The following is a 15,922-nucleotide window of genomic DNA, read 5'->3' on the forward strand; positions in this document are numbered from 1 at the left end:
GTCATGTTGCCAGACCCCGGCGCGCGACACGCCTGATGCTGGCTGCTATTGAAGCGCGACCCCGAAGGGGATTTTCTCGCGCGCACCGCGATACCATCTAATGATTTTCCTCCGCTCTTCTTCTTCCATGAAGGAGACGTTGGCCGGTGGCATGGCGTTTGTTACGCCAGCCTGAAGATAGATTTCCTTGGCCGCTCGCGCGATGTCGGCCTTTGTTTCCAGCAGAACGTTCTTGGGTGCCCAGTGAATGCCTTCATAAAATGGCTCGCGCGAATGGCACATGGCACAGCGGCCCGGCACGATTGCCAAGACATCGTCAATTCCGTCTGCGCTGGCAAAGACCTCCTCTGTTGCAGTGAGTTTGCGGGCTTCGGACGCGTCGAAGGTTTCTTGCTGGAGAGGCAACAAGGAGAGCTGGATGATGGCTACAAACAGAATGGCCGTCGCCAGCCAGGTCCAAGTCGGGTTTCCGGTGCCGGCATGCCGCGTGTTGAAATAGTGCCGGATCGTCACGCCCATCAGGAAGACCAGTGCGGCGATCAACCAGTTGTACTGAGACGCGAACGCGAGCGGATAGTGATTGCTCAGCATCAGGAAGATAACGGGCAGCGTCAGGTAGTTGTTGTGCATCGACCGCAGCTTGGCAATCTTGCCGTATTTTGCGTCCGGCGTCCGTCCTGCTTTCAAGTCTGCGACGACAATCTTCTGATTGGGAATGATGATGAAGAAGACATTGGCCGTCATGATGGTGGCGGTAAACGCTCCCAGATGCAGCATCGTGGCACGGCCAGTGAAGACCTCGTTGTAACCGTAGCCCATCGCCACAAGCAGTGCGAACAGCAACACCATCAAAAGTGTCGGATGATTTCCCAGGCCTGACTTGCAAAGCCTGTCATAAATGATCCAGCCGAGTGTGAGTGAGGCAGCGGATATCAAAATACCCTGCCATAGCGCCAGGTCCGCTTTGGCGGGATCGATCAGATAGAGTTCACCGCCGACCCAGTAAACGATCATCAAGAGCGCAGCTCCAGACAGCCAGGTCGAGTAGCTTTCCCATTTGAACCAGATCAGGTGCTCCGGCATGTTTTCGGGCGCGACCAGGAATTTGCGGATGTGATAAAATCCACCACCGTGAACCTGCCATTCTTCGCCATGAGCGCCAGGCGGGAGGTCCGGCGCTTTGCGCAGCCCAAGGTCAAGAGCAATGAAGTAAAAGGACGACCCAATCCAGGCCATTGCCGTGATCACATGCAGCCAGCGGACCGCGAATGCAAACCAGTCCCAAATGATGGCAATGTCCAGCATTGCAAACCCTCCAAAATCAACCGGACCAAGCTAGCGCAGGAATCCATTGTCTGGTATCTCGGTATAATTCCGAGCAGTTTCAAAAAAAACGGAACAATACCTGTCCGTTGGAAGTCCTGATGGCCTATCTGGAGAACATTCGCACCTTCTTGCGTGTTTATGAACTGGGAAACATGTCCGCTGCTGCCCGTGACCTGCGGATATCTTCAGCAGTTGCCTCGTCTCGCATCTCCCAATTGGAAGAACACCTGCATGTTCGACTTTTTCAGCGCACGACGCGCGCCTTGAGCCCGACAGAGCAAGGCAAGCTTTTCTACCGGGGTGCGACCAAGATTATCGATGCAGTGGAAGAAGCGGAAGCTGAGATCAGCAACGTTACACGCGCACCACGTGGCACGCTTTTCATCGCGGCGCCCATCGGCATGGGCCAAAGCCTCATCGCCCCGGCGATACCACAATTCAAGAATGCCAATCCGCTGATCGACATCCGGCTTCGGTTGTCTGACCGCAAAGTCGACCTGACAGGTGAAGGTTTGGATGCAGCCTTCTTTCTCGGGCAGCCGGAAGACTCCGCGCTCAAGATCCGAAAGATTGCCGATTGCAGACGAGTGCTGTGCGCTTCACCTGACTACATCCAAAGGAAAGGCAGTCCCGAAAGCCACGCAGCGCTAGCCTCCGGAGACCACGACTGTCTCAACATAAGGTATCCGGGTGCACCGGAGTTCCAGTGGCCGCTCCAAACGCAGGACGGCGTGAAGCGGGTTGCGGTCAGCGGACCATTCGAATCCGATCACGGTGATGTCCTCACAGGTTGGGCGCTGGATGGTCACGGAATTGTTCTGAAGCCGGTCTTTGAGGTTGCTGACCATCTAAAATCCGGGCGGCTTGTCACCGTTTTGCAGGATGAACCGCCACTACCGGTGACAATGGCGTGCCTCTTCACCCATCGACGGCTTCAGGATCCAAAGGTGCGATTGTTCCTGGACTTCATGGTCACGCAGATTCAGTCAGTTTTGGCCGAAGGTTCAGATGGCTGAGAGAGGTTGCTAACGGTGGCTTTCGAAACTTTGAAAGCACTTTCTTGAAAGACCGAAAAATCATCGCTCCTTTTCTGCTTTAAAAGAAAGTCCTATACCATCTGCTTGGTCGGGCATGCTCTTTGCCAGGTTTGAACAGTCCAGGTTTTGCAAGGAGGCTCACCTTGAATCGCTATCCCAGAAACTTTCGCGGTTACGGTGCCAATCCACCGGACCCGAAATGGCCCGGCAATGCGCGAATAGCTGTGCAATTTGTCCTCAACTACGAAGAAGGCGGTGAAAACTGCGTTTTGCATGGGGATGCCGCTTCTGAAGCATTCCTGTCCGATATTCCAGGTGCTGCGCAATGGCAGGGTCAGCGACACTGGAACATGGAATCCATGTATGAATATGGCGCACGCGCGGGCTTTTGGCGTCTGCATCGCCTGTTCACACGAGCCGGTGTTCCGCTGACGATCTATGGTGTTGCCACAGCGCTGGCACGCAATCCCGAACAAGTCGATGCCATGAAAGAAGCCGGCTGGGAAATAGCCAGCCACGGCCTGAAATGGATCGAGCACAAGGATATGCCCGAGGAAGAAGAGCGCGCTGCAATCGCCGAAGCCATTCGCCTTCACACAGAAGTCGTCGGTGAGCCACCGCGTGGTTGGTATACCGGTCGCTGCTCGGAGAACACAGTTCGGCTTGTCGCTGAAGAAGGCAGCCTTGCCTATGTTTCAGACACCTATGACGACGACCTGCCGTATTGGCTGGAAACAGGTGGCCGTGATCAATTGGTCATTCCCTATACGCTTGAAGCCAATGACATGCGATTTGCAGTCTCTCCCGGCTGGAGCGATGGCGAGGACTTCTTCCAGTATCTGAAGAATGCGTTTGACGAACTCTACGCTGAAGGAACGTCGGATACGCCGAAAATGATGTCCATCGGCTTGCACTGCCGGCTGGCCGGGCGTCCGGGAAAGACGGCCGCGCTCCGGAAGTTCATTGAGCATATTCAGAAGTATGAGGGTGTCTGGTGTCCGCGCAGGATTGAAATCGCAGAACATTGGGCTGCCCATCACCCACCGCAAAAAGGCATAAGCCCGAGCAATATGACAAGGGCGGATTTCGTCGAGCACTTCGGCGGTATTTTCGAACATTCGCCCTGGATCGCAGAGCGTGCCTTCGCGTTGCAACTCGGCCCTGCACATGATTGTGCAGCAGGCGTTCACAACGCACTTTGCCGTGTGTTTCGATCTGCCACAGCAGAAGAACGCCTTGGTGTCCTGACTGCTCACCCGGATCTCGCCGGGAAACTGGCACAGGCCGGACGATTGACCTCCGAAAGCACATCAGAACAGGCCAGCGCCGGGTTGGACCTTTTGACAGATGAGGAACGTGAGACCTTTTCGACCTTGAATGCCGATTATGTGGCAAAGCACGGATTTCCGTTCATCATCGCAGTGCGCGATCATGACAAGGCCTCGATCCTGGCAGCCTTCCACAAAAGGATCGGCCATGGCCGTGACGAAGAGTTCAGCGAAGCCTGTCGACAAGTCGAACGGATCGCCCGTTTCAGGCTCGAGGACCTTTTTGCGCGATGAAGACAATCATTCCCGCCCCGCTGACATCGGAAGCCTTTTTGGACTATGGCGACGTCATCGAGGTTGGCGGCTCACCAGACAAGATCATCAATCAAGGCATGTGCGGTCGGCACCATGATCTTGCCAAACTGGATTTCGGAACAGGACAGGCGGGGATCAGCCTCTTCGACGCAAAGGCGAGGACGTTACCCTATACAGTCGAATTGGTGGAGCGGCATCCGGAAGGTAGTCAGGCTTTTGTGCCGGTCGATGGCGTTCCGATGATTGTCGTTGTAGCTAATGACAGAGATGGGCAGCCGGTGAACCTAAAGGCGTTCATCAGTCAGCCGGGACAATCGGTCAATCTTCATCGGGGCACCTGGCACGGCGTGCTTGCACCGCTGGATCGTGCAGGACGCTTCGTCGTCGTCGATCGTATCGGGCAGGGGGAAAATCTTGAAGAACACTGGTTTCCCGAACCATGGATTGTCGAAGCCCCAGATCGGTAGATTGGTGGCTGCGCGTGTGCTTGCAGGACTTTCAAAGTCGGAAGTTACTTAAGAGGCCAGCGAAGCCACAACATTCACGCTAGCCTTCCTCGCAGCCATCAGTCTTGCCATCTCGATCATGCGGGCTGAAAACCCCCATTCGTTATCGTACCAGCCGAAGAGGCGTACCTGTCTAGAATTGGTTTCCAGCGTTTCGGGCAAGGCTATGATCAGTGATTCCGGACGAGCTCGCATATCGGTGGAAACAACCCTGTCCTCGGTGAAGCCGATAACGGGATTGTCGGCAAACACGGATTGCAGCCAATCATTGAATGGCGCATTGACCGGACGGTTGAGTGTCACTGTCAGGTCTACAGCCGATACGCTTATGGCAGGTACGCGCACTGCCGCGCCACTGACCCTGCCATCGAGCTGGGGCAACACCTTGCCAACCAGTTTGGTCGCACTTGTTGTCGTTGGGACCATCGAGACGCCGCCTGCGCGACTGCGTTCCAGCGGTCCTCTTGGCGCGTCAACCATAGGCTGACTGCCCGTGTAACAGTGGATGGTTGTCATATGCCCACTGTCGATTCCAACGGCGTCATCCAATCCTCTCAGGAGCGGCGCCAAAGCGTTCGTTGTGCAAGATCCATTAGACACTACCTGCTGGTCCGCCAACTGGTCTTCATTGGCTCCAAGCACCAGTGTCACATCTGCCGCATCCGACGGGCCGGAGATCAAAACGTTGGCTGCTCCGGCAACTAGCCCCCTCTCGGCAATTATGCGCGTGTTGGCCTTGCCGGTGCATTCCATCACAACGTCAACCCCGGTCAGATCCGCTTGCGAGAGATCGGCTTCTGACGAAAAAAGGATCTGGCGCCCGTCAATTGCCAACACGCCATCATGCGCTGTCACGTTGCCGGGCCAGGGTCCGAAGACGCTGTCGTATTTGAAGAGATAGGCGCAGGTTTCCAAAGACGCGATATCGTTGATGCGAACAACTTCGACGTCTCCATCTTTGGAGGCCTCAAGAACCTGCCGCAACACTGTTCGACCTATGCGGCCAAACCCATTGATGACAATCTGCATTCCAAGGGTCCGCTTCAGAAATTCGTCGTTCTCTCAGCGCCCAATGGAAAACCGTTTCGACAGGTGTCGATACCGGTTGCAAAAATCGTATCCGGCGCCTGTGCCCGGTGAACCTTAGGTCCAGAAATTCGGGCACGGCCAGAACAATTAGCACCAAAAAATGCAGCAATCTCAATTATATTGTCCTGAGGGACAATCGCGCAGATCAGCTGCCTACCGGGCGAAGCTTCATGTGACGATTGACATCTTTGTAAAGAAGGTAGCGAAACGGGCCGGGCCCTCCGGCATAACAGGCTTGCGGGCAAAACGCGCGCAGCCACATGTAATCACCTGCTTCCACCTCTACCCAATCCTGGTTCAATCGATAGACCGCCTTGCCTTCCAGCACATAAAGACCGTGTTCCATGACATGGGTTTCGGCGAACGGAATAACCGCACCTGGTTGGAAAGTGACGATGTTGACATGCATGTCGTGGCGAAGGTCATGCGGATCGACGAAGCGCGTTGTAGCCCATTTGCCGTCCGTGCCCGGCATTGCAATCGGATCGACGTCATTTTCGTGTGTTACGAAAAAGTCCGGCCGCTCAAGCCCGTCAACCGCTTCATAGGCTTTCCGGATCCAGTGAAAACGGACAGCTTCGTCGCCGATGGCCTGGAACGCCCAATCGCAGCCCGGCGGAACGTAGGCATAGCTTCCGGGACGAAGTCTGTTTGCCATGCCATTGATGGTCAGTGTGGCTTCGCCTTCCACGACAAACAAAACGCCTTCTGCTGCCGGGTCGGTCTCCGGCCTGTCGGTCCCACCACCCGGCAGAACTTCGACGATATATTGGGAGAATGTCTCGGCAAAACCCGAAAGCGGCCTGGAGAGAACCCACAGGCGCGTTTTTTCCCAAAACGGAAGGAAACTCGTGACGATGTCCCGCATGGTTCCGCGAGGGATTACGGCATAGGCCTCGGTGAATACGGCGCGATCGGTCAAAAGGGTTTCCTGGCCAGGATGGCCACCTTTGGGCGCGTAATAGGAAGGGGGACGGGACACAGGGAGCCTCTTTTTCGATTTCACCAATGGAACTATGAAGCCTGACCAGGCTGGAGACCATGGGTTTTATGAAACGAGATCTTTTCAAAAAAACAAGAAAATCGATGGCAGCGTTCTGATTTTCTGGAAAATGACGGCGAAGCTCTTCTTACTGGGAATGTCTTTCCTGCAAATGTCAGCCGTTGGATGTTACCCGGTAAGGCACAATGCCGCGTTGGCCCGGATCGATGAACGGATCCTTGTCAATCGCAGGAAAGGCGCGCTGGTCGCAATTGTCCCGAGGGCAGATGCGGCAGTTTACGCCAATTGGCTCGGGTGCTGATATTTCGTCGACCGCCAGGCCATCCGCGTAGACAATCGCATCCGCATATTTGATTTCACAGCCAAAGCCGAGTGCGTAACGGCGCTCACCAGTGCTGTAGTCAGGCTGGTGTTTGCTGACACTGGTCGCAATGCAAAGATATTGAACACCGTCCGGCATCTGCGCGACCTGGGCAGTAAATTTGTTGGAGTTCTGTTCGAATGCCTGGTGCACATTCCAGCGGGGACAGGAACCGCCAAACCGGGCGAACTGAAACCGGGTCGCGCTGTGTCGTTTCACGACATTGCCGGCGCGATCGATCTTTACGAAATAAAATGGCAGTCCGTTGGCTCCGGGGCGCTGCAGTGTCGACAATCTATGGCAAATTGTTTCCGCGCTCGCGTCCATCCGGTTGGACAAAAGCTGGATGTCGTGACGGTGCATCGTGGCCGCTTTCAGGAACGCGTCATAGGGCAACAACAGTGCTCCGGCGAAATAGTTGCGCAGTGCCAGCCGGGCGATGCCTTCAGCGGACTTCGTCTTGAAACGCGCCCGTTTGACCTCTTCCAGGATCAGGTCTCTCACACATAATTCGGCGATTACCGATCCAAGCAGGAAATTTTTGGTCGATTGAGGGCTGGCCCTATAAATCGAGATTTTCCGGGTGTATTCGTCATGACGGATCAATGTGCCGGTGTAGTCTGGAAACTGCTCCACCTCGATGTTGAATTTTTCCGCCAGCCAGGTGACGAGACTGTCGAATTTGGTTCCGGCCGTTTCCAGACCGATTTCCAGCGCGAGCTTTTCGGCTGCCCTGTCGAGCGTGTCGACGTAATTGTCCATATAGTGAAAATAGTCGCGCACCTCGTCATAAGCAGATTTCTTGAGGCTTGGGGTTCCATCTTGCGGCCCGTTCATGTGCGCCAATTCGTCTTCGTTGGCTTCCCGGTCATGAAAACTGCGCAGGGAACCATAGAGATCCATGATCGCCTGGGTAATGCCGGGAGCCCGGGTTACCAGTTCGTTCAGTTCCTGACGGGTGATCGATGCGTTGTGAAATTGTGTATCGGCGAAGATTTCCTGTAAATCCTGTGTCACCCGATCAAGGTCATTCTTTTCAAATGCCGAGAGGTCCACTCCGAAGATCCGGTTGATGGTCAATAGGACAGAAGCGGTGACCGGACGGTTGTTGTTTTCAATCTGATTGATGTAGGCCGTTGAAAGACCCAGCTTTTTCGCGAAATCAACCTGAGACAGGCCGAAGTCCGATCTGATCTGTCGCACCGTGTGACCGGAATACAGTTTTTTGCTCACGATGGGTCTCCGTTCAATCAAATTGCAAATATTTAACAAGTCTCATTATGCATTTTAACATTTTACAAAATTAGTCACTTAGGTGAAAGTCCCCGCACTCGAAAACAGATGACAAATAGGTGGAGCGACAGACATGACTGCCCATTTTGCCCTGAATTCTAGCGCTGCGACCGGTACAGATAACAGGTTGGTTGCAAGCAATATCCGCTGGCCCCTGAACCTGAGTGAAATGGTTACTCCGCGTCAGCTGGAGATCATGCTCAAGCTGTGCGAAGGCAAGGTCAACAAGCAAATCGCTTGGGAACTGGATGTCACCACGGCAACCGTGAAAGCCCATATTCGAAATGCCATCACACGCCTTGGTGCCAAGAACCGTGTGAATGCTGTCGCAATTGTTGCCGCCAACAGTGCAAGTTTCCGGCACGCTGCCGTTTGAACACGGGCAGTTACGCCAAAAGGCGTTGCCTGTCGGCGCTGATCGTGCCGCTTGCTTGAAGGTTTGGAACCAATATCAGGCGGTTCTCTTGATCATGGAAGACCGGATCGCCTCGACTTCTGCAGCCAGGAAATCGCAGAAGTCCTTCGCCACGATGGAAATCGGTCGATGGGTCGGTGTCAGGATCGACAGGCTGTTTTGAATGCGTGGCCTGAACGGGCGGAACACGATCCTCGGTGGCCCCAAGCCGAGACGCCCTTCTTCCTGGGCCTTGAAGGCGGTGATCATGTCACAGACAAGGGCGCACAATCCGGCCTCCACGAACCTTAGACCCGGCAGCGCCGTTTGAAGTTCGAAGCGTTGATTGAAGCGAACGCCGGCATCCCGGAAGCGGGCGAGTGTCTGCTTGTGACTTCGGTGTTCGGAATGCAGCAATGCGAGCGGATAACCATCGAGCTCGGCTGGTGTGATGACTTCCTTGGAAGCAAGTGGATCCGTTGCGGGGATTGCGCACATGCATTCCAAGTCAAAATCTATCTGATCGAAGGAATTGCGCGCACGCGGGGTTTCGGCAAAGCCGATGTCGAATTGCTGGGCCGCGATCAGCTCTTCAATTTCGCCAGACGTGCGGCTCGCAAGAGCAACCTTGACGCTTGGTTTGTCTGCGATGAAACGGGAGAGGCTCCTGGGCAGAAAATCCGTTGCAGCTTCGGGAATGCCAGCAATGCGCAATTGACCGTGTTCCCGGTTGGCCAAACCCCGCAAGGTTCTCTTGGAGACCTCCAGCCGCTTCAGAATTGCCTCAGCTTCTTCCAGGAAGAATTCTGCTTCAGGAGTGGGAACCAAACGACCTTGTTCGCGAACAAAAAGTTTTAGCTCAAGCTCGGTTTCCAGCCCCGCGATTGTTGAACTCACGGCTGGTTGTGTTCTGCCAAGCGTACGAGCAGCTTCAGAAATTGATCCGCTGCGCATAACCTCGCGAAAAGTCGCCAGTTGCCGGATTGACAGGTTCATGGTTCCGCGAGCGCACCCTCCCGATTTTAGTTCCAAATACTGTGTCTGTTAATTTGTCCAAGGTCAACAGTTCGGCAATACACCGCACATGACCAGATATTTTTTGACCTTTAGGTCATTTTTACTGAAATGAATTCTACGTATTTTCACAAATGGATTGCCACTTTGCTTGACTGATGGCCATTTAAAGCGTGTAGGCGGGTTGTGGTGAAGGCTAGAGCGGGTTTCTGGTTGTTCATGACTTGTCGATCAGAATACTAATCTTGATTCTGTGGTGTCCAAAGTCTGTCCAGATCATAAGAATTGATATCCGCCAGCAGCTCAATGAACCCATTTGCAGCGTGGTCCAGCGAGCGTCTCCCTTTCTCAGCGCTTGCCATTGCTGCGTTGCCTTGTACGCCCGCTGTATTGAGGTCCTGGGCCTTCCAGCCGAATTGCGCCTTGCCGTGACCTCGCAGATGTTTGAATTCGGTCAGGAACGCCTGTTGCTCCGATCTAAAATCTTCCGCATGTTCCATGCGAACAAGATCGGGCCGCAGATGCAGCATCAGCGATGTTTCGATATCTCCACCATGAATGCCATATGTGAACTCCTTCTCAGGATAGAGGTCGACGGGCTGGCCAAAGCGCAACCAGTTCGTCGCGGTTACAAACATGTCGTGCTTGATACGCAGTTCACGAGCGACGATGTCAAGAACCGGAACATTGCCGCCATGGGAATTGATCAGAACCATTTTCCGAATTCCCGCTCTGGCAACGCTCTCGCCAATCTCCAGCCATGAGCGGGTGACGGTGTCCCAGGAAAGTGTCAACGTTCCGGGAGATGAAATGTGCTCATCGGATTTGCCGACGGTTTGTATCGGCAAGAAAGTTGCCGGTAATTCTGCGGGCAGAAGTTCCAGAACCCGTGCTATTTGCCCCTCTGCTATGGTGGTGTCCGTAGAGATGGGCAGATGAGGGCCATGCTGTTCAATCGCGGCTACCGGCAAGACCGCAATCCAGTTCCGACAGTTTGGGCTTAAAAAATCCGTGGCAATCATGTCTTGCCAGAAATGTTTGGGAAGCATGGTCAGGTCCTGCTGGATAAGTCATCGCCGGGTCGTCAACCTGCTTTGCATACCTGTCAGGACCGGGCAAGGCGAGTTCCAATTGGCCGTGGAACGGAGCTCACGAATTTATGATCAATTAGCCTTAACTGCCGTTTAGAATTTGGCGACGTGTCTTTGAGACACTCAAGGGCATGATCGGCGCTCTCTTGTCGAATACGCCGGCGAACCTATTGAGAAGCAGCGGTGTCGCCGGAGAGGTGGAACCTGGTACGGGCATAAACAGTTCGGACCGGGCACAGGAAAGTGCGCGCGAAAGTCTTGTGAGCAACCGGCGTGCTGCTGCCAGATCCGGCGGCGTCCAACCACTGACCTCTGCTGCGGTTCTGGCGCTTCAAAGCACGAGCGCATCTGATCCCGATGCCGCTCAATCAAATAGCGCTCAAGAGGCCACCGGCGACGACGCCGGCGGCGCGGAGACTGCACCAGAGAGCGCCTCCAATGCGAACAGTCAGGGGGCAGCTCCAGCACCCGCGCAAGGCATCGGTGGTGCACTGGCACAGCAACAAAACTCGTCAAAGAAAGAAGATCCGGACGGAGATGGTCTTAATGAAGCAGAGGAAAAGCAAGTCCAGGAACTTGCCAAGCGTGATCGCGAGGTCAGGGCACATGAGCAGGCACACGCACGCGTTGGAGGAGCCTATGCGTCTGCCCCAAGCTACACCTTTCAGCAGGGCCCGGACGGCAAGCGGTATGCCGTTGGAGGAGAAGTGCAGATCGACACTGCCAAAGAGCGCACGCCGGAAGCTACAATCCGCAAGATGCAGATTGTCATCCGGGCCGCTCTGGCTCCCGCAGAACCTTCGTCCCAAGATCTGAAGGTTGCTCAGCAGGCGCGATCCCAGCTGTCTGAAGCTCAGGCAGAATCGCGCCAGCTAAAGGCCGAAGAACTGAGAGGTGACGATGATGCGCCTGTCGATCCCGCCGACACCGATACCAGGCCAAGTTCGGAACAGTCTGGTTCCATAGATGAAGACAGCAACGAAACGGACGTAGACGGTTCACAGCGCTCAGACAGTAACGCCGGTAAGGATGCCGAAACTGGTATTCGCAGTGCCAGTGAGGAAGCCGCAGCTGCCTATCGTTCGCTCATTGAGCAAAACAACGACAGCCAGCGCCTGATTGAAGCCTTGATCGCCTGAAGATCTTCCTCAGGATCGAAAACCAGGCTCATCGGAATTCAAGACCTGTCGCGATTTCATGCGCTTGTGAAAGCAAGCCAGACGTGACAAAAGATACTCCCTCACTTTTACGGGTTCTTCCCCTTTTCAGGTCAGACGATGCGTATTCCCGACCAGGAACAGGCAATTGCCGCACGCCGTGTAGTTTCGGCGATCTTCTTCATGTGCGGCAGTTTCATAGGGCTCTGGGCTTCCAGGATCCCGGACATCAAATCGGCAACCGGTCTGAGTGAAGGCGGTTTCGGTGTTTTGCTGCTTGTCATGGCCAGCGGCGCCTTCGTGGCCTTTCCGTTCACCGGGGTCTTGATTGACAGGCTCGGCGCGGCCCCGGTGTCAAAGGCGCTCGCCGTCGCGACGGTTGTCTCGTTCGTCCTGGTCGGGCTTGCGCCAACAACTTATGTGCTTGCGTTGACGCTCTTCTTCGCCGGATTTTCTTTTGGCGCTCTTGACGTTTCCATGAACGGATGGGGGACGGAGGTCGAGAAAGTCCGTGCGCGGCCGATCATGTCGTCTTTTCACGGCCTTTTCAGTTTGGGGGCAGGCGTTGCCGCCGCCGCTGGCAGTCTTGCGATCGAATTCGGCTTGTCGGTAACCCAGCATTTCAGCGCCTGGAGCCTTGCAACGGTTCCTTTTCTCTTCTGGTTTTGGTGGCAGAGCTGGCCGAAAATGGACAGCGTCTCGGAAACGGGCACCAAAGCCCCCCTCTTTGCCTTGCCAAAGGGGGCTCTTGTCCTTGCCGGTCTGGTGGCGCTGGTTGCTGCCTTGGGCGAAGGCGCGGTCACTGATTGGGCGGCCCTCTTCCAGATCGAGGAACTTGGCTATTCGGAGGCTATTGCACCGACCGCTTTCACGGTTTTTTCGATCGCCATGGTGGTGATGCGTTTAACGGGAGACGCTGTTGTTGCCCGGTTCGGTCCGGTCCGTGTCGCCCGGATAAGCGGCGTCGTGGCGTTTTTCGGCTGCCTTCTGCTCGTGTCGGGCATCAACATCTGGTCAGTCTGGGCCGGCTGTTTTGTCATGGGGCTTGGGTATGCAGTCCTGTTTCCCCTTGCCATGTCGCGCGCTGCCGCTGATCCACACATGTCCAAAGGTCCGGCGCTCGCCGCTGTCGCAACGCTAGGATACGGTGCATTTCTTCTTGGACCTCCACTGCTAGGCTTTATCGGTGAAGTCTGGTCGCTTCGGGCTTCCTTTGGTGCGGTCGCACTGTTGACACTGCTGATACCGTTTCTAGCCGGTACGCTTCAGGTTAAATCCTAACGCTCGAGCTCTCAGAGCGGAGAACAAGAATGGAAGCCCGGCAATCAATGCAGGTGGGCTCATTACCGGTCGCTGAGGCATTGCTGAGCCAACTAAGTTATTTCAAGCGTCGGCTTATTATCAAAAAAGGCTGATTGTGGCCGCGATGTCATTTGACGGTTAAATACTCCCTCTATGTTGCAGCCGCGTTGAAGACGAAGGTGATTCGGATAGATTTGATTACGGGGTTTAGGCGATGGCTTTTAACTACAAAAAGAGCATTACATTCCGCCTGGTTCAGGCTGCGAAGGCACAACGTGCCCGCGCCGGAGCGCATCTGATGCGGATAGGACTTCATCCGGGACAGGAGCTTGTTCTGAAGGTGCTTGCAGATTCCGACGGGCGTACAATGAGTCAGCTGGCGCTCGCTCTGGGTGTTCAGCCACCGACCGTCACAAAAATGGTGACCCGTCTGTCCAGCCAGGGCTTTGTGCGTCGACAGGTGTCCGACACGGATGGACGTCTTGCCCGGGTTCATCTGACGGACAAGGGCCGTGACCTGGTGACTTCCGTCGACAAGGCTTGGAAACGCCTTGAGCGGGAGGCGATGGCAGGCATTGAAGACAAGGATCGCAAGAAACTGCGTAAATTGTTGCGGCAAGTTGAGAAGAACCTTTCCATCTCGATTGATGACGATCCCGAGCATGAAGCTGATTTCGACACCGAAGACGAAACGGCAAATGCGGAAAAGCAGACAAAATCAAAGGAAAAGGCGCGCACTGCTGCCTGACCGCATATTCAGAGGCGAGCGTTTCTGAGTTTCGATCTGTTCAGCCTAGAAAGTTTCTCGCCAAAAACCCCAGGCTCGCGGTGACCGCCAAAACGCTCGCCATGCCGCGTCCGCCAACAAAAACCATGGCGATTGCCAAAACGGCAATTCCGGCAAGAACCGGGTCAATGGTTGCAAGATCAGGCCAAATGACTTCCAGCGCACCAAATCGAACCGTGCTTGTGTCGGTGAAAAGCACGTTGATCGCAAACCAGACGGCCAGATTCAAAATGGTTCCCGCAACCGCGGCAGTGATTGCGGACAGGGCATTGGCAAGGACCCTGTTGCCGCGGAGTCGTTCCATCCAGGGAGCGCCGGCAAGCACAAACAGGAAGCTGGGTGCAAAGGTTACCCACGTGGTCATCGCTGCCGCCAGCAGGCCGCCTGTAAGCGGCGAGAACGCGCCCGGGTCTCGCCAGCCGCCCAGAAAGCCGACAAACTGAGTCACCAGGATCAGCGGTCCCGGCGTGGTTTCGGCAAGCCCGAGGCCGTCGAGCATTTCTCCCGCACTCAGCCAGGCTTTCGTTTCAACGGCGACTTGAGCCATGTAACTGAGAAGGGCATAGGCGCCACCGAAACTGACGACAGCCAACACAGAAAAGAACTCTGCGACCTCCAATAGGACGTTGTCGGGCGCAAGCACCAATGCTGCCATCATTGGGGGAGCCATCCAGATCAGGAGCCCAACGACAACCGTTCGGAGGGTTGAACGAAGCGACGTGCTTTCAGATCGCGCACCCTCTTCTGCAGGTATGGAGCCCGGTGGGGTTCCGAAAATCAGGCCGCTGACTGCCGCAGCAATGATGACTAACGGAAACGGTATCGAAAAGAGAAACAGCGCAACGAAGGACAAACCGCAAATAGTCCAGGCAAGACGCGATTTCAGGGCTTTCCTGCCGATTTTCAACAAGGCCTGGAGAACAATTGCCAGAACACCAGCCTTAACGCCGTAAAACACGGAAATGATGACGTCCGTGTCGCCATATGCTGCATACACGAAACTCACGACCGCCATAGCGAAGGCGCCGGGAAGTATGAAAAGCAGTCCAGCGATCAGTCCGCCAATAGTGCGCGCGCATAACCATCCGCAATAGGTCGCCAGCTGTTGGGCTTCCGGCCCGGGCAACAACATGCAGTAGTTCAGGGCGTGCAGAAACCGGTCTTCTGAAAGCCATTTTCGGTTTTCGACGAATTCCTTGTGCATCACCGAGATCTGAGCGGCAGGCCCTCCAAAAGACAATATACCGACCTTCAGGGAAACAGCGATCACTTCGGAAAGAGGTGGTGCGGAGTTCTGATCGAGTGCCGATCCGTCTTGTTTGCTAGAAGATGACATTAACAACTTTTCTACTTGAAGACGGACTTTCCTACTGTCTGATGATGAAGATCATAAGACATGGAAAGCTCGTTGTTTTTCAGATGCATACCCAACTTCGGAAACATTACAAAACGGTCATTTGAAATTGGCTTTGTCGGAGACCAGATTTCCGACAGACGTTGCTGTCGATTGATCGGAGGAATTCGAGATGGTTTCGAGATATCAGACCCTCAATGAGGAACGGGGAGCTCGCAGGGCTGCAGAGCTTCGCCGTCGATTTTCGCATGTCTCCAACACCGCCATCAAGAGACCGGCCTTCGGGCTAAGATCAGAGCCTGAGGCTGCCGCATGGTCTGAAATCAAGTCGCGCCGTTCGCATGTGAATGACCTTCTGATCTGGCTCACTTTGGCTGTTATCGTCGTCTTCTTCGGGTTTGTTCTCTTCTGACGGCTGTCGCTTTTCGTTGCCGAGCCTATTTGTTTCAGGAATGGCGCGTCTTGTCGCAAGTGACAATTTGACGGTTTGACCTGCAAAGGTCAGGGCGGCGACACTTGAGTGCAGACTCGTCCAAAGGCGTCACAGCGTCACGCTGGTTCAAACGACCTTGCGCTCGCATTCGATGTGATCCCGGTCAGCCGGCAGCAGGGCCCTGCGCAAAAT

Annotated in this window: 15 protein-coding genes; 8 read left to right on the top strand and 7 right to left on the bottom strand. The window is 54.9% G+C overall.

The window, feature by feature from the left end:
* Positions 1 to 45: 45 nt before the first annotated feature.
* Positions 46 to 1,305 carry a urate hydroxylase PuuD gene (locus K1718_RS04525; RefSeq protein ID WP_152499793.1) on the bottom strand — a complete coding sequence of 420 codons (1,260 nt, stop codon included), beginning with the start codon at positions 1,303 to 1,305 and terminating at the stop codon, positions 46 to 48.
* 119 nt (positions 1,306 to 1,424) lie between these two features.
* Between K1718_RS04525 and K1718_RS04530 the strand changes: the two genes are divergently transcribed.
* The 3 genes from K1718_RS04530 to K1718_RS04540 all read left to right on the top strand — a co-directional run bounded on the left by K1718_RS04530 (position 1,425) and on the right by K1718_RS04540 (position 4,413).
* A complete protein-coding gene (locus K1718_RS04530) occupies positions 1,425 to 2,342 on the top strand; it encodes a LysR family transcriptional regulator (protein ID WP_265682640.1) in 918 nt (305 codons plus the stop codon).
* Between the two features lie 164 nt (positions 2,343 to 2,506).
* Positions 2,507 to 3,925 (top strand): allantoinase PuuE, encoded by a 1,419-nt coding sequence (puuE, locus tag K1718_RS04535; RefSeq protein WP_265682642.1) that lies wholly within the window; start codon positions 2,507 to 2,509, stop codon positions 3,923 to 3,925.
* Positions 3,922 to 4,413: an ureidoglycolate lyase gene (locus K1718_RS04540; RefSeq protein WP_265682644.1), complete on the top strand. Its 492-nt coding sequence runs from the start codon at positions 3,922 to 3,924 to the stop codon at positions 4,411 to 4,413. The genes puuE and K1718_RS04540 overlap by 4 nt, the downstream gene beginning before the upstream one ends.
* Positions 4,414 to 4,461: 48 nt before the next feature.
* Here the strand turns inward: K1718_RS04540 and K1718_RS04545 are convergent, their stop codons facing one another.
* From K1718_RS04545 to K1718_RS04555, 3 genes are all read right to left on the bottom strand, one after another.
* The gene (locus K1718_RS04545) at positions 4,462 to 5,481 is read right to left on the bottom strand and encodes a type I glyceraldehyde-3-phosphate dehydrogenase (RefSeq protein ID WP_265682645.1); all 1,020 of its coding nucleotides are present in this window, start codon (positions 5,479 to 5,481) and stop codon (positions 4,462 to 4,464) included.
* A 205-nt stretch (positions 5,482 to 5,686) separates the two neighbouring features.
* Positions 5,687 to 6,523, bottom strand: a complete 837-nt coding sequence (locus K1718_RS04550) for a bifunctional allantoicase/(S)-ureidoglycine aminohydrolase (protein ID WP_265682647.1) — start codon at positions 6,521 to 6,523, stop codon at positions 5,687 to 5,689.
* A 175-nt stretch (positions 6,524 to 6,698) separates the two neighbouring features.
* Positions 6,699 to 8,138, bottom strand: a complete 1,440-nt coding sequence (locus K1718_RS04555; protein WP_265682649.1) for a helix-turn-helix domain-containing protein — start codon at positions 8,136 to 8,138, stop codon at positions 6,699 to 6,701.
* A 133-nt stretch (positions 8,139 to 8,271) separates the two neighbouring features.
* Between K1718_RS04555 and K1718_RS04560 the strand changes: the two genes are divergently transcribed.
* The gene (locus tag K1718_RS04560; RefSeq protein WP_152499800.1) at positions 8,272 to 8,574 is read left to right on the top strand and encodes a helix-turn-helix domain-containing protein; all 303 of its coding nucleotides are present in this window, start codon (positions 8,272 to 8,274) and stop codon (positions 8,572 to 8,574) included.
* A gap of 75 nt (positions 8,575 to 8,649) precedes the next feature.
* Here K1718_RS04560 and K1718_RS04565 read toward each other — a convergent pair whose 3' ends face one another.
* Both K1718_RS04565 and K1718_RS04570 read right to left on the bottom strand, forming a co-directional pair.
* On the bottom strand, positions 8,650 to 9,588 hold the full coding sequence (locus K1718_RS04565) for a LysR substrate-binding domain-containing protein (protein ID WP_152499801.1): 939 nt from the start codon (positions 9,586 to 9,588) through the stop codon (positions 8,650 to 8,652).
* Positions 9,589 to 9,845: 257 nt separating this feature from the next.
* Entirely contained in the window at positions 9,846 to 10,655 is an 810-nt protein-coding gene (locus tag K1718_RS04570) for a creatininase family protein (RefSeq protein ID WP_265682653.1), read from the bottom strand.
* Positions 10,656 to 10,828: 173 nt separating this feature from the next.
* On the opposite strand from K1718_RS04570, the gene K1718_RS04575 reads away from it, so the two are divergent.
* The 3 genes from K1718_RS04575 (at position 10,829) to K1718_RS04585 (ending at position 13,904) form a co-directional block, all read left to right on the top strand.
* On the top strand, positions 10,829 to 11,836 hold the full coding sequence (locus tag K1718_RS04575) for a putative metalloprotease CJM1_0395 family protein (RefSeq protein WP_265682655.1): 1,008 nt from the start codon (positions 10,829 to 10,831) through the stop codon (positions 11,834 to 11,836).
* Between the two features lie 138 nt (positions 11,837 to 11,974).
* The gene (locus K1718_RS04580; protein ID WP_265682657.1) at positions 11,975 to 13,135 is read left to right on the top strand and encodes an MFS transporter; all 1,161 of its coding nucleotides are present in this window, start codon (positions 11,975 to 11,977) and stop codon (positions 13,133 to 13,135) included.
* Between the two features lie 235 nt (positions 13,136 to 13,370).
* A complete protein-coding gene (locus tag K1718_RS04585) occupies positions 13,371 to 13,904 on the top strand; it encodes a MarR family winged helix-turn-helix transcriptional regulator (RefSeq protein ID WP_152499805.1) in 534 nt (177 codons plus the stop codon).
* A gap of 40 nt (positions 13,905 to 13,944) precedes the next feature.
* Here K1718_RS04585 and chrA read toward each other — a convergent pair whose 3' ends face one another.
* Positions 13,945 to 15,279 (bottom strand): chromate efflux transporter, encoded by a 1,335-nt coding sequence (gene chrA / locus K1718_RS04590; protein WP_265682660.1) that lies wholly within the window; start codon positions 15,277 to 15,279, stop codon positions 13,945 to 13,947.
* 190 nt (positions 15,280 to 15,469) lie between these two features.
* Here chrA and K1718_RS04595 point away from each other — a divergent pair, with 190 nt between their 5' ends.
* On the top strand, positions 15,470 to 15,709 hold the full coding sequence (locus K1718_RS04595; protein ID WP_152499807.1) for a hypothetical protein: 240 nt from the start codon (positions 15,470 to 15,472) through the stop codon (positions 15,707 to 15,709).
* The last annotated feature ends 213 nt before the right edge of the window (positions 15,710 to 15,922 follow it).

This window comes from Roseibium porphyridii (assembly GCF_026191725.2).
Taxonomy (GTDB): domain Bacteria; phylum Pseudomonadota; class Alphaproteobacteria; order Rhizobiales; family Stappiaceae; genus Roseibium; species Roseibium porphyridii.